The following is an 18,035-nucleotide window of genomic DNA, read 5'->3' as shown; positions in this document are numbered from 1 at the left end:
GAGCATAGATGATCTTGACCGATTGGCCGCGCGGCGGGCGACGGTTCGGTCGGTGCGCCAGAGGTTTGGCGCCGTGGAATCAAGCGGTCTCCGTTCGCCAGGGGCTTCGCCTCGCTGCCGACCCGCGCCGCTCGAGGGTGTGGTTCCTTCACTCGCTCGAGCTGGAGGGCATCCTCGGGCTGTGATCGTTGACACACTCTCGGTTAAGCGATGTGGATCTTTGCGCAGGTGGGGACATGACTATCAGTTTTAGTTGCTAGGCATCAATCTCTGTTCATTGCTCAGGATGTTTACAGGTTGGTGTGCCGCTGCCTACGTTCTCCGATGTCGATCACTTTCTGTGTGGAAGGCATCCATGTTGCGTGTCCGTAGGTGGGCCCCGCGTGCCCTTTTCCGGCCAGTCCTGGCCGGATCTGTGGCTTTTGCCGTTGTCATAGGTTGCTGTGCGGTGTCCACCGGGCCGGTCTCCGCCGCTCCGGTGAGCCGGACCATGGCGCCGTTGTCGGCCGCTACCGAGTCGTCCGCCAAGCGGCTGGCGTTGGCGTCGGGCGAGCGTGTCGAGGTGTTGTCGCAGCGCACCGAGTACACCCAGATCTTCGCCAACCCTGAGGGTGGACTGACGGCGGAGTCGGCGGTTATGCCGCAGCGGGTGCGCCGTGAGGACGGATCGTGGGCGGATGTGGATCTGACGCTGCAGGCCGGCACGGATGGGCTTCGCCCCCGGGCTTCGGTGGCAGACGTCCGGTTCTCCGACGGCGGTACGGGTCCGATGGCGACGCTGGTTCGGGCAGGCAAGTCCCTGACCGTGTCGTGGCCGCTGGGCGATTTGCCGACGCCGGCGGTGAGCGGCGACTCCGCCACATATGCCGAGGTTCTGCCCGGCGTGGACCTGGTGCTGCGGGCAACCTCGGACGGCTTCTCCCACGTGCTGGTGGTCAAGACGGCGGCGGCGGCGAACCCGAAGCTCACTCAGATCAGTTTCGAGCTGGGCGGTGAGGTGCAGTTCCGCCGTGCGCGAGACGGGTCTTTGGCCGCGGTCGCCGCAGGTATGACGGTGGCGACGGCGGAAGCCCCGATGATGTGGGATTCACATCAAACTGCTGCGCCTGCGGCGCGGGCGCAGTCAGCGACGCAGGGTGGCGGCGGTGAAGATCCGTCTACGCCGAGCGCGCCGTCGGACACTGCCCACACGGCGCCGGTCTCAACGGAGCTGACCGCGTCCGGTGACCTCGTGCTCAGGCCGGACGCGAACCTGTTGTCGTCGGCGACGTTTCCGCTGTTTATCGATCCGCCATGGAGCACGGGCAAGTCGAGGTGGGCGTACTCGACGAACAACAACTCGAACAACTCGGATCTGAGCGTGGCCCGCGTCGGGAAGGACCCGGACAGCGGGATCGTGTACCGGTCGCTGTTCGAGTTCCCGACCACGGCGCTCAAGGGCATGTACGTCCATGACGCGTACGTGCATATGGTGGTGGATCACTCGTGGTCGTGCGTGAATACGCCGAACACACTGCTGACTTCGCCGCCGATCAGCGGTGTGCCGCGCACGGCGTGGAAGACAACTGGCTGGTATCTGAAGATGCTGGCGCAGGTGTCGTCGCACGCGAATGAGGACGCCGGTTGTGCGGACTCGCCGCAGCCGGATATGCCGGTGAACTTCAACACCGATGCCGTGAAGGCGGCGATTCAAGGCGCGGCGAACGCTGGCTCGTCGTCGGCCACATTCGTGATGTCTGCCGTGGACTCCACGATCGCGGGGGAGTCGACGCAGGACCGGTGGAAGAAGTATTTGCCGGGCGATGCGAGGCTGATCACCGACTTTGACAGCAGGCCGCAGCGGCCGACTCACCTTTACGTTAACGGCGTGCGCTGCCCCACCAGCAGCACGGCGACGCTTGGGATCGGCACGACAGCGGTGAAGTTCGCCGCGACGATGCTTGACGACGACGAAGAGCAGACGATCCGGGCGACGTGGCGGTGGGAGCACCTGGTCAGCGGCACTTGGGTGGCGATGACCGCGCCTGCGGCCAGCAGCACGCCGGCGGGCACCTTGGCGACCAGTGCGGTGGTGTCCGGTGCGGTCAATGGTCAGTTCTACCGCTTCGCGGTATCCGGTATCGACCCGGATCCGTACTTCCAGAGCAGTGGGTTTACCGACTGGTGCCAGTTCAAGATCGACACGCAGGACCCGAAGGTCAACGCGATCGCCGATCCGCTACCGGCCGGGCCGGGCAAGCCGGCCGTGTTCACCATCAGTTCGCCTGATTCGGACGTGGTGAAGTTCCGGTATGGATGGAGCGCCGCGGTCACGGAGGTCGCTGCCAGCGGAACGCCCAAATCGGCGAAGGTGACGCTCAGCGCGCCCAAGTACGGGAGGAACACGCTGTATCTGCAGGCGGTGGACTCCACCGGCAACGTTGGTGATGGCTCATACGATTTCGATGTCTCGCGGGAGCATCCGCCGGTGGCGAGATGGCGGCTCGAGTCCTACCCGAGCGTGTCCCCGGACGAGGAACTGCTCGACCTGCAACCCAACCTGGCCGGCGACACACCGCTGACGGCGAACGGCGTGACCTTCACCGACGAAAAGCGGCTGATCGATGGCAAGCAGGCGACGTTCAACGGCAACGGCGTTCTGACCACGGCCGGACCGGTACTGAACACGGCGCAAAGCTTCGGCATGGCGGCCTGGGTGCGCCTGGACACGGTCGGCGAGTTCCAGAACCTGATCGAGCAGGACGGCCTGAACGGCACCAACTTCCACCTGCACTACCGAAACGACGACCGTAACGGCGACGGCGTCGCGGACAAGTCGATCTGCTTGCTGATGCGCGACACCGACGACCCAGCCGCCTCCGGTGTGCAGGCCTGTTCGATCAACACGGTGGTAGAGAAGCGGTGGATGCACGTCGCGGCCGCGTTCGACAGCGGGGAACGCAAACTCCGGATCTGGACCGACGGTGTCCTGCGTCAAGAGGTGTCCACCGCCTCGCTCACCGCGTGGGATTCCAAGGGCTCGCTGCGCATCGGCAACCGGATGCTCAGCCCCGGTAACGAGGTCGCCTACCTACACGGGGCCGTCGCGGATGTGCAGCTGTTCGACCGGGCCATCGTGCAGGAGGACCTGACCGGCGACCAGGCCAACCCCGCCATCGCGGTGGCCGGCGAGCGCGGCATCCTCGACCCGGTCAAGGTCGCCGAATGGAACTTCGAGAACGCTGTCGACTGCTACGACCCGGCCGTGGAGAACACGTGTGAAGCGCTGGACACCCGTAGCGGCTTCGGCAAGCGTCTCGCCCTGACCGCGGGCGTCGACATCGCAGATGCCGTTGGCCACGGCAACTTCGCAGAGCTCGACAACACGTACTTCGACGACGGCATTGCGACCAAGGAGTACGGCTGGTCGCAACGCAATACCGCGGAACCGAACAATCCCGTTTGGCAGGACACACCGGTGTTGCAGACGGACCAATCGTTCACGGTGACCGCGCGCGTGCACCTCGACGATGTGACCAAGACGATGACAGCGGTCGCCGCGAAGGGAACGAAGCAGTCGGCCTTCTACCTCGGTACCCGTATCTCGACGGTGAACGGGGTCAGCGCCGCCCGGTTCGAGGTGATGGTACCCACGGCTGATCAGGACACCGGGGTGAGCTTCACCCACGTGATCGTCCCGGACGCGCTGGTGGTCGACGATTCCAGCGCGTGGCATGACCTGGCCTTGACCTACGACGCGGGAACCCGCCGGATCAGCCTTTACAACAACGGCTTTCTGAAGGTGAGCCAGGTACTGCCCAGCCCGGTCGTGGCCACAAGCGGGCCGATCACCGTCGGAAGTGCTTGGTACACCGGCCCCGGGGGCGCCGGGAACTTCACGGACACCTTCTTCGGTGGCATCGACGACGTGAACGTCTACCAGGGCGGCATGACCCCAGCGCAGATCGCGGCCCTCTACCCCAAGCCTTCGGAGGCCTGAGCCCATGTTCACCAGGAGAGGGACCATGCGCGGCAGAAGATTCGTCATCGGCCGCCTGTCAGCGGCAGCACGGCTGCGGCTGATCGTCGGGGCATCGTCGGCACTCGTGCTGGCCGGGTCGCTGCTGGCAGTTCCGCCCGCCTCAGCGGACCCGGGCGACCCGCAGCATCTGAGCGCTCAGGTCGACAAGATCGACAAGGACGGCAACGAGGTCGCCGGTAAAGGCTGGCCGTCCACACCGTTGCCCGAGGCCAAACTCGCGGCGCCGGTCTGGCCGGCCGCCGGCACCCCTCTGACCATCACTCCGAAGGCGGGACAACGCGCGACGGCGGCCACCGCCGCAGCGTCTGCAACGGTCCTGGACCGCAGTACAGTTCCGGAGCAGTGGCGCTCCGGTGTGGTCGCGAAGGTATCGACCACCGTGGCTGGGACGGTGCCGGTCGCCCTCAACTATTCGGCCTTCCGGTACGCGTACGGCGCGGACTGGGCGTCTCGGCTGCGCTGGTGGCAGCTGCCCGACTGCGCCCTGAGCACACCGGCAGCGGCCGGCTGCTCAGCGACTCCCCTGCCCACCCGCAACGACACCGCTGCCTCGACCGCGTCGGCGGACGTGCCGGTGACCGCGAAGACGGCGGTGGTCGCGTTGGCCGCGGCGGCCGCGGGAGCGGCCGGTGACTTCGGGGCGTCACCGCTCGGGTCGTCTTCAACCTGGAGCGCAGGCGGGGCGACCGGCGACTTCACCTGGTCATATCCGATGCGCGCGCCGAACGGGATCAACGGCCCACAGCCGAGCCTCGGCCTGTCGTATTCCTCCTCGAGCGTGGACGGCCGATCCGCCGCGACGAACAACCAGCCGTCGTGGATCGGTGAGGGCTTCGACTTCTGGCCCGGCTTCATCGAGCGGCGCTACGTGTCCTGCGATGACGACAAATCCGGCACGCCGAACAACCCGGCGCACTCGTTCGACGAATGCTGGCGGTCGAACAACGCGACGCTGTCGTTCAGCGGCTCTAGCACCGAGCTCGTCTACGAAGCGGGCAAGGGCTGGCACGGCCGCTCCGAGAACGGCTCGAAGATCGAGCTGCTGACCGGTGCGACCAACGACGACAACAACGGCGAGTACTGGAAGGTCACCACCAACGACGGCACCCAGTACTTTTTCGGCCTCAACAAACTGACCGGCCAGACCCTCACCACGAACTCCGCCTGGGCGGTGCCCGTCTACGGCAACCACGTCAACGAGCCCTGTCACGCCGACACCTTCACGGCCTCGGACTGCAATCAGGCGTGGCGGTGGAACCTCGACTACGCCATCGACACCCACGGCAACACCATCTCGTACTGGTACGACAAGGAGACCAACCAGTACAGCCAGGAAGGCACCGCCAGCAAGCACGTCCCCTACACCCGCGGCGGAACCCTACGGCGTATCGACTACGGCACCTGGGACCGCGGCACCGCCGACCGATCGGTCACCCCACTCGCCCAGGTCAACTTCGACGTCGGCGACCGGTGCGTGACGACGACGTGCTCCAGCCACACCGGTGACAACTGGCCCGACACCCCCTGGGACCAGGCCTGCGCCACCACCGCGACCAGCTGCGACGACTTCTCGCCGACATTCTGGTCAACCAACATGCTCAACAAGATCAGCACCCGGGTGTGGGACACCACCAAGACCACCCCCGCCTGGCAGGACGTCGACTCCTGGAGTTTGGAGCACAGCTTCCCCTCACCCGGTGACGGGCAGAAGGGCGGCCTGTGGCTGACCAAGGTCACCCACACCGGCCTGGTCGGCGGCAGCGCACCGATGCCACCGGTGACGTTCGACCCGATCTCGAAGCCGAACCGGGTGCTGTCCAAGACCAACACCACCAACAACTGGCTGCGCCTGGCCAATATTCACACCGAGACCGGCGCCCTGGTCCAGGTCACCTACTCGCAGCCCGAGTGCAGCTCGACGAACCTGCCCGCCTCGCCGCAGAACAACACCAAGCTCTGCTACCCCGTGATCGGACCCGACCCGCTGAGCACCTCCGGCGCCGACACGACCGAGTGGTGGCATAAGTACGTCGTCAAGCAGGTCGCCGAAACCGACGTCCAGCTGGCCGACGCTCACCAGGCCCCGACCAAAAACACCTACTACACCTACGTCGGGACACCGGCCTGGCACTACGCCGACGACGACGGCCTATCCAAAGCCAAGTACCGGACCTGGGACCAGTTCCGCGGCTACAAGACCGTGGAGATGCGAACCGGCGACACCGACCAGACCCTGACCAAGACCACCTACTTCCGCGGCATGAGCGGCGACAAAGGCGGCCCCGCCGGCGGCATCGTCTTGGACGCCTCGCTGGGCACGGAGACCGTCTACGACCAGGACCAGTTCGCCGGCATGATCCGCGAACAGGTCGTCTACAACGGCACCGAAGACAAACCGGTCAGCAAAACCGTGTCCGTCCCCTGGCTATCCGCGCCAACCGCCACTCGGACCATCGGCGATGACACCGTCACCGCCCGGTTCGTCAACACCGGCACCTCCTATGCGGCCGCCGCGCTCGGTGTCAACGGCGCCCGCGGCTGGCGAGTCACCAGCACCCAAACCAGCTACGACCCTGGCACCGGCTTGCCCACCAAGGTGCAGGACAACGGCGACATCGCCGCCACCGGTGACGAGAAATGCACCACCACGGTCTACAACCCGAACGCCGGCATCAACCTGATCTCGCTACCCAAGCGGGTCACCACCACCACGCTGCCGTGCTCAGCCACCCCGACCAGCCCGGACCAGTTCGTCGACGACGCGCTGACGTTCTACGACGGTGCCACCAGCGCCGACACCGTCCCGACGTTCGGCAACCTGACTCGCACCGACCTGATGAAGAACTGGACCGCCGCGGCCGGCACCACCTGGCTGACCAGCGGCAAGTCCACCTTCGATGCCTTCGGCCGCCAGCTGACCGAGACCGACGTCCGCGGCAACACCACCACCTACGCGTACACCCCGGCCAACAAACTGGTCACCCAGAAAACCGAGACCAACAGCCTCGGCTGGGTCACCACCACCGTGCTCAACCCGGCCTGGTCGGTCCCCACCAAGGTCGTCGAAGGTCCCGCAACCAAGCTGACCGACATCAGCACCCGCAACACCGAAACCACCTATGATCCCCTCGGCCGTGCCCTGCAGGTGTGGGAACCGGGCTGGCCGCGGGTCAACTCCACCACCCCGCCATCGCACGCGTTCACCTATTACTTCGACCCCAACCGCCAGACCTACCCGTACGTCAAGACGGCCTCGCTGAACGCCGGCGGCGGCACCAACGTGTCGTACCAGATCTACGACGGCATGCTGCGCGCCCGCCAAACCCAGATCGAAGCGGTCGGCGGCGGCCGGGTGGTCGCTGACACCATCTATGACCAGTTCGGCCGCGTCGAGGCCACCTACGCCGGGCACACCGAACCCGGCGACGTGTCCGGCACCCTGTGGTGGGAACCCGAATGGTCAGTTCCCTCACAGTCGGTCAACGTCTACGACCGGGCCGGCCGGCAGACGGCGAACATCTTCCGCGCCGGCGACGGCATCACCAACCTGGTCGAGAAATGGCGCACCAGCACCACGTATGAGGGCGACCGCACCACGGTGGTCCCCCCGCAGGGCGGCACCCCCGCCACCACGCTCACCGACCCGCTCGGGCGCACCACGGAAATGCGCGAGTACACCACCGCGGCAGGTGCGTCGGGCACCTACACCTCGATCAAGTACGCGTACAACGACAAGAACAAGATGACCTCGGCGGCCGACTCCGCCGGCGACACCTGGACCTACAAGTACGACATCCTGGGACGCCAGACCGAAGCCGTCGACCCCGACGGCGGCAAGAACACCTCGGCCTACAACGACTACGGCGACCTGACCAGCAGCACCGACGCGCGCGGGCAAACCCTCGCCTATACCTATGACTCGATCGGCCGCAAGACCGGGCTGTACGACGGCAGCGTCGCGGACGCCAACAAACGCGCCGAATGGATCTACGACAAGCTGTACAGCGGCGCCCCCGCCCAAGGCCAGCTGACCCAGGCGATCCGCTACGACACCGCCGCCGACGGCACCCGCCAGCCCTACAAATGGCAGGCCCGCGGCTTCAACCTGCGCAACCAAATCTCCGGCGAGCACTGGATCATCCCGGGCGCCGAGACCGGGCTCGGCGGAACCTACGTCTACTCGCACAGCTACTCGCCCTACACCGGCGACGCAACCGAACTGGACTACCCGGCCGCCGGCCCGCTGGTCGCCGAAGGACTCACCACCGTCTACGACCCGACCACCGGCCTGCCCAAATACCTCAACACCGCCTGGTCCGACGTCGACACCTACGTCGTCGGCCAGCAGTACACCGGCTACGGCGAACCCACCACCACCACCTTGAAAATCAGCGGCGGCGTCTACACCGAGCAAAACGTCAACTACGAGCTCGACACCCGCCGCGTCCACCAGACCCAGGTCAAACCCGAAACCGCGACCGGCACCATCGCGGATCAGACCTACCAGTACGACTCCGCCGGCAACGTCCTGTCCATCGCCGACACACCCCAGGTCGGCGCGGCTGACAAGCAGTGCTTCGCCTACGACCAGATGCGCCGGCTGGTGTCCGCCTGGACCCCGGCAACCGACGCCTCCTGCGGCACCACACCCACCGTCGACAACCTCGCCGGACCGGCGCCGTACTGGCTCGACTGGACCATCGACACGCTCGGCAACCGCACCAAGGAAGTCGCCCACACCAGCGCCGGCACCACCACCCGCGAATACCAGGTCCCCACCCCCGGCACCGGCGTTGTCCGCCCGCATGCCGTCACTGGCATGAAAACCACCACCCCGGACGGCAGCAGCACCACCGTCGGCTACGGCTACGACGCCGCCGGCAATATGACCAGCCGCCCCGGCGTCGCCGCCACCCAAACACTTACCTACGACCCTGAAGGCAACCCCACCAAGGTCGTCGAAGGCGCCACCACCACAACCAACCTGTACGACGCCAACGGCACCCGGCTGATCCGCCGCGACGCTAGCGGCGCCACCCTGTTCCTGCCCGGCCAGGAAATCCGCCGCCTCGGCGCCAGCACCACCGCCAACGACGCCACCCGCTACTACAACTTCGCCGGCCGCACCATCGCCTCCCGCACCCCCGGCACACAGACACTGACCTGGCTGTTCGGCGACAACCAAGGCACCGCCACGATCGCCGTCAACGCCTACACCCAAAAAGTCAGCATCCGGCGGCAAACCCCCTACGGCATCCCACGCGGCGTCAACCCCGACTGGCCCAACAACAAAGGCTTCGTCGGCGGCGACAACGACCCCACCGGCCTAACCCGCCTCGGCGCCCGCGACTACGACCCCGTACTCGGCCGATTCATCTCCGTCGACCCCGTCCTCGACCTCGCCGACCCCCAGCAGATCAACGGCTACGCCTACGCCAACAACAACCCCACCACCTTCAACGACCCTGACGGCCTGCGCGTCGAAGGCTCCGTACCCGGCTGCAACCCCGGCAACGGCGGCAGCTGCAACGGCTACGTCGGCCCCGAAGTCATCCCCCAGAGCGAAAAGCACCACAACCCGCCAGCCCCCGCCCCGACTCCCACCCGTGGCGGCAATGGCGACCACGACGAGAGCCCCAGCTACTACAACGCCGGCAGCGGCAACAGCGGCGGAGGCAGCGGTCACTCCGGGAATCACCCGCCGAAGAAGAAACACTGGTGGGAACGCGCCACCGACTGGGTCGCCGACAACGCCAACACCCTCGCCGGCGCCGCCGCAGGCATCGGCACCTTCGTAGCCTGCGAAGCAGTAACCGCCGGCGCCGGAACTCTCGGCTGCATGGCCCTCAGTGGCGCCGTCGGCAACCTCGTCACCAGCGGACTCAACGGCGACATCCACAGCGCCACCGACTTCATCGACGCCGCCGCAACCGGTGCCATCGGCGGCATCCTCGCCGTACCTCTGGCCGCAGCCGACCTCGCCAGCCAAGCGGGCGCTATAGGCCAAGACATCAGCGAAGGTGACGTCGCAGGCGCACTAGGACACGGCGCGCTCGCAGCCCTCGACGTGACAGCCGTTGTCGGCGGGGTCAAAGGAATCAAATCCAAGGCCACTGAGGGCTCGGTAGCCAAACCGATAAGGTGCAGTTTCGCGGCAGCAACACAGGTTCTCCTCGCCGATGGCACTACGAAAAACATCGACGACATCAGTGTCGGTGACAAGGTCGTTGCCACCGAACCGCACACCGGCAAGACTACTGACGAGACAGTCGAAGTGTTGTTCGACAACGTCGACTATGACCTTGCCGATCTTTCCGTAACATCCGCGGACGGCACGAACTCAGTAATCAAGACAACGGCTAACCATCCCTTCTGGGACCAGACCGTCGGGTCCTGGACGGAAGCCGGCAAACTACTTGTCGGACACCAGCTGCAATCCGTTGGTCATCAAGCCGTTACAGTGAGAGCTGTGCGCCTCTACGGGGGGCCACAACACAGATTCAACCTAACCGTCGCCAACACGCACACGTACTATGTGGTTGCTGGTGGCGTGCCAGTGCTGGTGCACAATTGTGACCAGACCGTTTATCACTACACGGACAAGGATCATTTTAATAAGATCATGAGTGGGAGGGATGTAACTATCAAGCCAGGTGAGTCCAAGAACGGTGCTGGTCCGTTCTTCACCAACCGGAGCCCGGCTGATTTGACGGCTCCCAATGCATTCAAGAAATTGGGAGTGACGTCTGCCAAATCGCAGTATGTGATTGAGATGACGGTGCCAAAGTCGAGGCTTGTTCCACTCCGGGGTGGACGAGGATCCTACGTATTTCAGACGCCTGGCGGAATTTCCGTACCCAAGTCGAAGGTTACTTATGCCGGACCGACGGCTGATTGGTCTCCGCGATGATTTCGGGATTTGACTCCGTATTTATTGTTGGCGGTGATGTTCGAGAACTAGTCACTCGATTCCTTGACCTCCGCCTGCGTGATTGGCCAGAGATGTCCGTCTCTGTCTCTGGATTCGAAGAAGGGCGATTCATAAGGTGGGCCGATCGGCGAATAATTCTTCCAATGTCGGGCGAGATTCTGGTCGTGCGTAATGAGGCCATGGAGAGGGCCTGGGATGAGAGCGGATACTTTGTTGACTCTGAAGGTTATGGGCCATTCTCGGTTCTTTATGAGAAGATGAAACGCTCAGAAACCCGCATGACCGCGACGGTTGATCCGTACGCGCGACAAGGGTATGGATTCGAGCCCTATGAAGTGACGGTTCTTGGGCGAGGGCTTTCCCTTGTTACTTTAGTAACCGCCGATCTCGAGGAAAATCCTTCTACCGCTCTAATTGAATCCTTCATAAGGTCGCTATCAGCTTAGGTGACTGCTGTAGACGGTGTAGTTCTGCCCAGCTGCATCGCGGAGTCAGGTGATACCGGTCAGCAGCGGGCCTCAACCCTCCGGAATGCGGGGGTGGGGCCCGCTGCGGCGACAATCAGATCTCATTAAGGTGCCGCCTGTCGTCCGCAGCCGCTGACGCTATCGACCGACTGCGCCAGGCGAGATTGGAAGAGCTTCCCTGGCCGGAAGTTGACCAGCTGAGCCCGGTTGCACGCAGCCGCGTCGAGGCGGGGGTCGGCTGAACAGCTGTGAGATGTACGCCACGAACTTTCACCTTCCCGGCATGCCAACCGACGGAACCGTGGTAAGGCTGCTTCAGCTCTTGTCGAAGTGTCGAATGGGCCCGGACGCACCCAGGCGACTGCATCCTCGGGATCCTCTCCGACGTCGCCTTCCTGCCGAACGGCGAGGTCGACGCCACCGGCGCGACCTTCCGCGTCCTCGACTTCAACCCGGGCGAGGGATCACTAAAGCCTCGCGCATACGACTTCACACCCGGAGCTGGATGAGCAGCTGGTTAGACGACTGGCCAGGTGAAGAATGCCACGATCGCGAGGGTGCCGAGAACCGCGAAAGCCACGCCGGCATACGTAGCGAACACGCTGTTGTAGCGGACCCGACAGAATTCGCCGTGACCTCAGGTGAACGGGAACCAGCGCGGACGCCCAACGAAGGCGGCCACTCGCTAGTTGTCCAAGTTGGGCGCTGGCAGACGAACCTGGCCGCCGCGACCTGACGTGGGGAGGGGTCCAAAGGAGTGCCTGCGGCAGGGTGCCGGGTAAGGGCGGTGCTCCCGTCCTGGCACCTCTGCCTTCGGCTGGCCGGCGTGTCCGTTCTAGGTCAACTGACTCCGGTAATGCCACAGGTTCCGCTGCCGCTGATCGCCGCGTCCAGCAGTGTTGTCTCTTCAGCCTTGACCGTGTCGCCGGGGGCGATGGACTTGACGTAAGAGGTGTCGGTGTCGATGCGGTTGCCGGCCGCGTCGCGGTATTCGATGCGTACTGTTGCGCCGTGCGCTGACTTGCCGTTGTTCTTCACCGTGAAGGTGATCTTGGCCGACGGTAGGACGTCGTCACCGGTGAATTCGCAGCCGACGACTGCGGTTTCCAAGTTGGCGTTGTCTCGGCTACCGGTGGATCCTATGGATCCGATGACGCCGAGCCCGAGGCATCCCAACACGACCGCGCCGACGACGATCAACACAATGCCGCCGGGTGTGGACCAGAAATTCTTCTTCGGCGGTGGGCCGAAAAAGTGCGGTGCCGGATAGCCCGGCGGTGGTCCGTAAGTCGGCGGTACGGCGCCGCCCGCCATGTGCCCTTGCGGGTACGGACCGTGGGGTGGCTGAGGGTGGGCCGGCCATGGTGGTCCTGCGGGTGGGTTCTGGTCGGGAGGAGCTGTCACGGTGTTAAGTCTTAAGATCGGCGGGTGGCACGCATCGGCTGTTCGGCTGTTCCGTCCGCGTCCCTTTAGTTGATCTTGGTTGTCACTGCCGGGCTTCTGGTCGAGCTGCGCGTGCACGACGCGTACAAGTACATGGAGCCGGGTGAGTCGTCGGCAGTCTCGGTCAGGTTCATCATGCACCCACCGCGTGGGGGAACCCCGCTGATGACCGTGCAACTCCCACGGGTGGTGGTCGACGGAACGACCGCGCAGGGGTTTCGCCGAGGCGCTGATCTCTGCGGAGTCCAAGGCGGACCGGATCGCTGCCGACGAGGAAGCCCAGGCTAGGAATGATTCCGGGCTTGCCGCTACCGGGTCAACTGACTCAACGGTGACGGTCAGGGCTGACCGGCTTCGCGGACGGGGCGGCCGGCGCCGATCGGGAACGACCTCGCCCGGAACCGTCCAACCTGGGACGTGCCGTGCGCTACCGGCCGGTCGGCCGCGGGCTGCTAGCCGCCGGGTCGGTTCTCTCCGCCGTATGACCGATCTGTCGGCGTGCCGCCGCAGAGCGACTACCGGCTATCGGCAACGATGGCGGCTCTGATCCACTTCGATCGTCACGCAGGAGCCAGCACGTTGCGCACCACCTCCTTGACCACCGCGATCCGACTCGCCGCCGGATTTCTGCTCACCGCTGTCCTGACCGGCCTGCCCGGCTGTGGCACTGACGCGCCAGACACAACCCGCGCGGCCACGCCTGCCAACAGCCCGTCCGCCCCGACCAAGGTGGATGACGATGGCACCCCTGGGGCTGCGCCAGCGGATGTCCATTTCACCGCCGGGCAGACCGCGCACATCGCCGACGAAGGCATCGCCATCGACGTGACCGTCGCCTCGCCGAAAATCATCAAGGCACCCGAGTTCTGGTCCGGGACGTCGGTGGTGATCGCAACCGTGGCGATCAACGTGACGACCGGGCAATTCTCCTACGACGAGACCGCGTTCACGCTGGTGCTCGACGACGGCACCCGCATCGATGCGAGCACTGTCGCCAGCGACGAGGGTCTGCCTGGTAAGGCGCTGGGCGGCGGGAACCTCACCGCGCCCGACAAGGCCAAAGGTTTGATCACCTTCTCCGACGAGCACCTGCCGAAGACGCTGATCGGCACGAAGATCCAACTGCGCGACGACGCGGCCGGGCGCGACTGGGCACTCGGCTGACGCCGCCAGCCCCGGTAGCGCTGAGGGCGGTTCACCTACGGCGGGAGTCGCCTGTCGTCAGGCGATCTTGGCCATCCGGCGGCTTGTCCGGGCTTGGACCGGGCACCGTCATGCTCTGTCGACCTATAGCGCATGCACGGATTTGCCGCGGACAACGCTCAGCGTTCTTGAAGGGTCTGTACTTCCAATCGGAAAGGCGGTCCTGGCTGCGAAGGGCGCCAGCCGGACTCCAGCGCCGCGCGGATCCTGGTGGCCACCATCCTCGGCAGAACCGGCTCGCTCGGCAACCCCAACCAATTGTCAGGGCGTGCACAGCTCAGCGAGACGATCAAGGGCGCACCAGGGCTCTCTTGCTGCTCGGCGACGAAGCTCAGCGGTGACCAACCGTTGCCCTGGCAGTAAGTGGGACGTCGTCGAACCAGCCAGCGATACTGGACATTGTCGACGGTAATCCGTCGAGAGTTTTTCCTGGGCAGCGTCATTTTGTTCCGATCGGTCTGCTACCGGTGCGCCGCCATGGTAGCGAGCCGCTTCCGTTGAGGGACATCGTTTTCATGGCCCGAGCGAAGCGCACTCATTTGCCGCTGATAAGGCGTGTTCCGACTCGGCGGCCGCGGCACCAGTGGCCCCGAGAAGGGATGTCGGTCTACGCGCCATCTGCGTCTCCGGGTGGGCTGATCCGGCGTCGCGCCCGTCGCGGGGACGGGTGGGGCATGGGGAGCAGATTGGGAGCAGTAGGGTGATCTCAACTGCGTTAAACTGCGCTCAACGGCTCTGAGCTGCTGCGAACTGCATCGGGTTTCTGCAGGTGTTTTGCGTTTGTGCTGGTCAGCGAGTTGCGGGACGTCCGTTCACACAAGAGTCGCCAACTGCGCTCAACTGCAAGGTCCTGCGTTGTATCGCCCCAGCTCAGCGAGTGGATTGGCGCTGACCTGGAAGGACTCGTCAGGGTCAACGCCACTTACGTGTGGGAGCAGAAGGGGAGCAGCGCCAGTTTGATCTCCGTTCGCCTTCGAATCGAAGGTCTAGTTGTGGATCAAGTCGGTGACCTGGGGCGATAAACGTGAATGACCTTTCCGGAGTTCCGGAGGGGTCAAGTTGGGCGTTGGCTCGGTCGGTCAGAGCCACGGGGAGCCGCCCTGAGGCCCGGCCCCGGTCGGACCTCGCCGTGGCGGCGATGGCGAGAGGTCATCTCACGGAAGTGACGATCTGACCGTCCGAGACCGTCGCGGTGCAGGTGTACTCGGTCGTTTCACTTGTGAAATAGACCGAGTTCTGGATGGTCCACTCGACGTCCCCGGTAACCACAACGGAAGTGCCGTACGTGTGGGAGCTCCAGACGTTCACGTCCTCGAGCGAGGTGGTGTACCGATAGTCAGGTTCCTCGCGCGCATACTGGGTCCTTATCTCTTGATCGTCCTGTTCCCACGATGATCGGAAAGCCGCACGGCAGATTTCCTCGGCGTCAGCTGCGGCTGGTGGGGCGACAGATTGCAGCCTCTCTCCCTGCCCGGCGGTCTGCGTGACGAGTGAGACGCCGAGGACCGCGACGAGACAGGCGCCAGCCGCGCCGGCGCCTAGGACGAGAGGCCGCCTCACTACGGGCCGCCGGGACGGAGACCTGTGGCGTGGCGCGTGCCGGGCCGAAATGCCGTGCATTCGTTGTGTCACGCACGCTCCAAACGTTGACTTGCGTCGGGTCCTCATTAATGTCGGCGGCAACAGTGCCGCCTTGAGGATGCGATCCAGCACCCTCTGGTAGACGGTCCGCCGGCAGTACGTTGGTCCAACACCCTGGAATGTGCCGGTAGGCGGGTGGCCATGGGAATGCTCCGACTGGCACGGTCACACGCTGTATTGAGCCACGGAATTCCCGTCCAAGCAGCGGGCGAGGCCAACATCGCTGGATCATCGTCGTCGGGCTACTTCGCTTGGATATCAACAACCACAGCGGATACTTCCGGCCGACTTCAGAGAGCTTGCAGGTCCGCCACGGGGCGTGCCGGACGTCGGGTCTGGCGTCGGCCGCTCCGAATGGCGTCGGCGTTTCGGCGGACTCGCTTGCGTACGCCGACGGCCCAGTCCCGTCGTCGCTCGGGCGGAACCAACGGCGATGTCAGCTGTGGCGAGCGCTGCCTCGAGGTCGCGCGCAGTGCGTAGAAGCTCGTAGCGGATGCCTCATGCAAGTCCCGGGTTGGCCGATTCTCCCCGGCATACCTCGAGTACGGGAGCTGGGCAGTTGAGCGTTCGCGTAGGGATTGTCTCGCCCCGGGTTTGATGGAGACATCGAAACCTGGGAGAAGATGTAGTTATGCCGGCACCGAAGAAGTACCCCGATGAGCTGCGTGAGCGTGCGACCCGGTTAGCGGTCGAGGCTCGCCGGGACCCGGCATCGAGTGTGGGGGCGATCCGCAGGATCGCCGATCAGCTCGGGATCCATCCGGAGGCGTTGCGTGGCTGGGTGAAGAAGGCCGAGGTCGACGCCGGGGACCGGCCGGGCACCACCACCAGCGACGCGGAACGGCTGGCCGCGCTCGAGCGGGAGAATCGTGAGCTGCGCCGGGCGAACCAGATCCTGAAGTCCGCGGCGTCTTTCTTCGCGGCGGAGCTGGACCGTCCGTCGCGATGAAGGTCGCCTTCATCGACTCGCAGAAGGCCGAACACGGTGTCCAGCCGGTCCTGCAGGCGCTCGAAAGCACGCCGGCGCAGATCGCACCCTCGACCTACTACGCCGCGAAAACCCGCCCCGCCTCGGCCCGCTCACGGCGCGATGAACAGCTGACGGCGACGATCGAGCGGATCCACGAGGAGAACTACGGCGTTTACGGGGCTCGCAAGATCTGGCACGAGTTGCACCGCCAAGGCGAGCTGGTGGCCCGGTGCACTGTCGAACGGCTCATGCAAGCGGCCGGGCTGCGAGGGCTGCTGCGCGACAAGTCGCCGCGCACGACCCGGCCCGCGCCGGAGACCGGCCGCCCTCATGACCTGGTCAAACGGGACTTCACCGCGCAAGCTCCGAACCAGCTGTGGGTCGCGGACCTGACCTACGTGCGCACCAGCGTGGGCTGGGTCTACGCCGCGTTCGTCCTGGACGTGTACTCCCGCATGATCGTCGGCTGGCAGGTATCCACGTCGCTCTACACGGATCTGGCGTTGGACGCGTTGAAGATGGCCATCTGGCGCCGCGAGAATCAGGGCGCTGACCTGCAAGGACTTGTGCATCACTCCGACCGCGGGGTCCAATACCGAGCGATCCGCTACAGCCAGCGCCTCGCCGAGGCCGGCGCGGTCGCCTCGGTCGGCTCGAAGGGCGACTCCTACGACAACGCGATGGCCGAGGCGTTCAACTCGCTCTACAAAGCCGAACTCGTGCGCAACAAAGGCCCCTGGCGCGGCCTGGACGACCTGGAGATGGCCACCGTCGAATACATCGACTGGTACAACAACCGCCGGCTGCACGGCGAACTCGACCACGTCCCGCCCGCCGAACACGAGGCACTACACGCGATGACCCAGCCGGTCACCGCAACCCTCGAAACCAGCTAACCAACTCTCCACCAAACCCGGGGCTTGACACAGCTGTGGACCGGACCCACCTACGGCGACACCGTTGACCGCAGTGCCTTCACGGGCGTGCACGCCGCCGACGGCGCGTCCTACCTCGAGCCAACCACCGTCTTCAACCGCACGACTGGTACGACGGCCACAACGCTGCGTGCGTTCGCGAACGGCCCTGGAACTGTGGAGTACCGAACTGCCGACCGGCGCCCACAACTACCCCAACGGCATGGCCGAGGCGAATGGCGTGCTCTACCTCACACTCCAGCCGGACACCCAGAACGCCCAAGCCGTCACCATCGCCCTGTCGGCGCCACAGGCCAGACCCTGTGGACCGACACGACTGCCAGCAATACGGTGCAGCAGCCGCCGATCGCCGCACAAGGTCACCTCATCCTTCAGAACGACGGCATCCGCGTGCTAGCCATTAGCTGACCAGGAATCTCGCCCG

At 65.1% G+C, this 18,035-nt stretch carries 6 protein-coding genes; 5 read left to right on the top strand and 1 reads right to left on the bottom strand.

Going from position 1 to position 18,035, the window contains the following annotated elements:
- The first annotated feature begins 448 nt into the window (after positions 1–448).
- From ACQP2X_RS39290 to ACQP2X_RS39280, 3 genes are all read left to right on the top strand, one after another.
- Positions 449–3,979, top strand: a complete 3,531-nt coding sequence (locus ACQP2X_RS39290) for a LamG domain-containing protein (protein WP_498690622.1) — start codon at positions 449–451, stop codon at positions 3,977–3,979.
- Positions 3,980–4,004: 25 nt separating this feature from the next.
- Positions 4,005–10,931, top strand: coding sequence for a polymorphic toxin-type HINT domain-containing protein (locus tag ACQP2X_RS39285; RefSeq protein WP_498690620.1), 6,927 nt, complete (start codon positions 4,005–4,007; stop codon positions 10,929–10,931).
- Between the two features lie 164 nt (positions 10,932–11,095).
- On the top strand, positions 11,096–11,398 hold the full coding sequence (locus tag ACQP2X_RS39280; protein WP_498690616.1) for a hypothetical protein: 303 nt from the start codon (positions 11,096–11,098) through the stop codon (positions 11,396–11,398).
- A gap of 861 nt (positions 11,399–12,259) precedes the next feature.
- Here ACQP2X_RS39280 and ACQP2X_RS39275 read toward each other — a convergent pair.
- The gene (locus ACQP2X_RS39275; RefSeq protein WP_498690614.1) at positions 12,260–12,733 is read right to left on the bottom strand and encodes an FxLYD domain-containing protein; all 474 of its coding nucleotides are present in this window, start codon (positions 12,731–12,733) and stop codon (positions 12,260–12,262) included.
- 627 nt (positions 12,734–13,360) lie between these two features.
- Between ACQP2X_RS39275 and ACQP2X_RS39270 the strand changes: the two genes are divergently transcribed.
- Together ACQP2X_RS39270 and ACQP2X_RS39265 are read left to right on the top strand one after the other, a co-directional pair.
- Positions 13,361–14,026, top strand: a complete 666-nt coding sequence (locus ACQP2X_RS39270; RefSeq protein ID WP_498690612.1) for a hypothetical protein — start codon at positions 13,361–13,363, stop codon at positions 14,024–14,026.
- A 2,311-nt stretch (positions 14,027–16,337) separates the two neighbouring features.
- Positions 16,338–17,572 (top strand): IS3 family transposase gene (locus ACQP2X_RS39265; RefSeq protein WP_498690576.1). Its coding sequence is split into 2 segments (ribosomal slippage): positions 16,338–16,617 and positions 16,617–17,572, totalling 1,236 coding nucleotides; the frame shifts between segments, so codons are not numbered across the junction.
- The last annotated feature ends 463 nt before the right edge of the window (positions 17,573–18,035 follow it).

Source organism: Actinoplanes sp. CA-131856 (assembly GCF_050956135.1).
Classification (GTDB): domain Bacteria; phylum Actinomycetota; class Actinomycetes; order Mycobacteriales; family Micromonosporaceae; genus Actinoplanes.
This window is presented reverse-complemented; position numbering and strand designations above follow the sequence as displayed.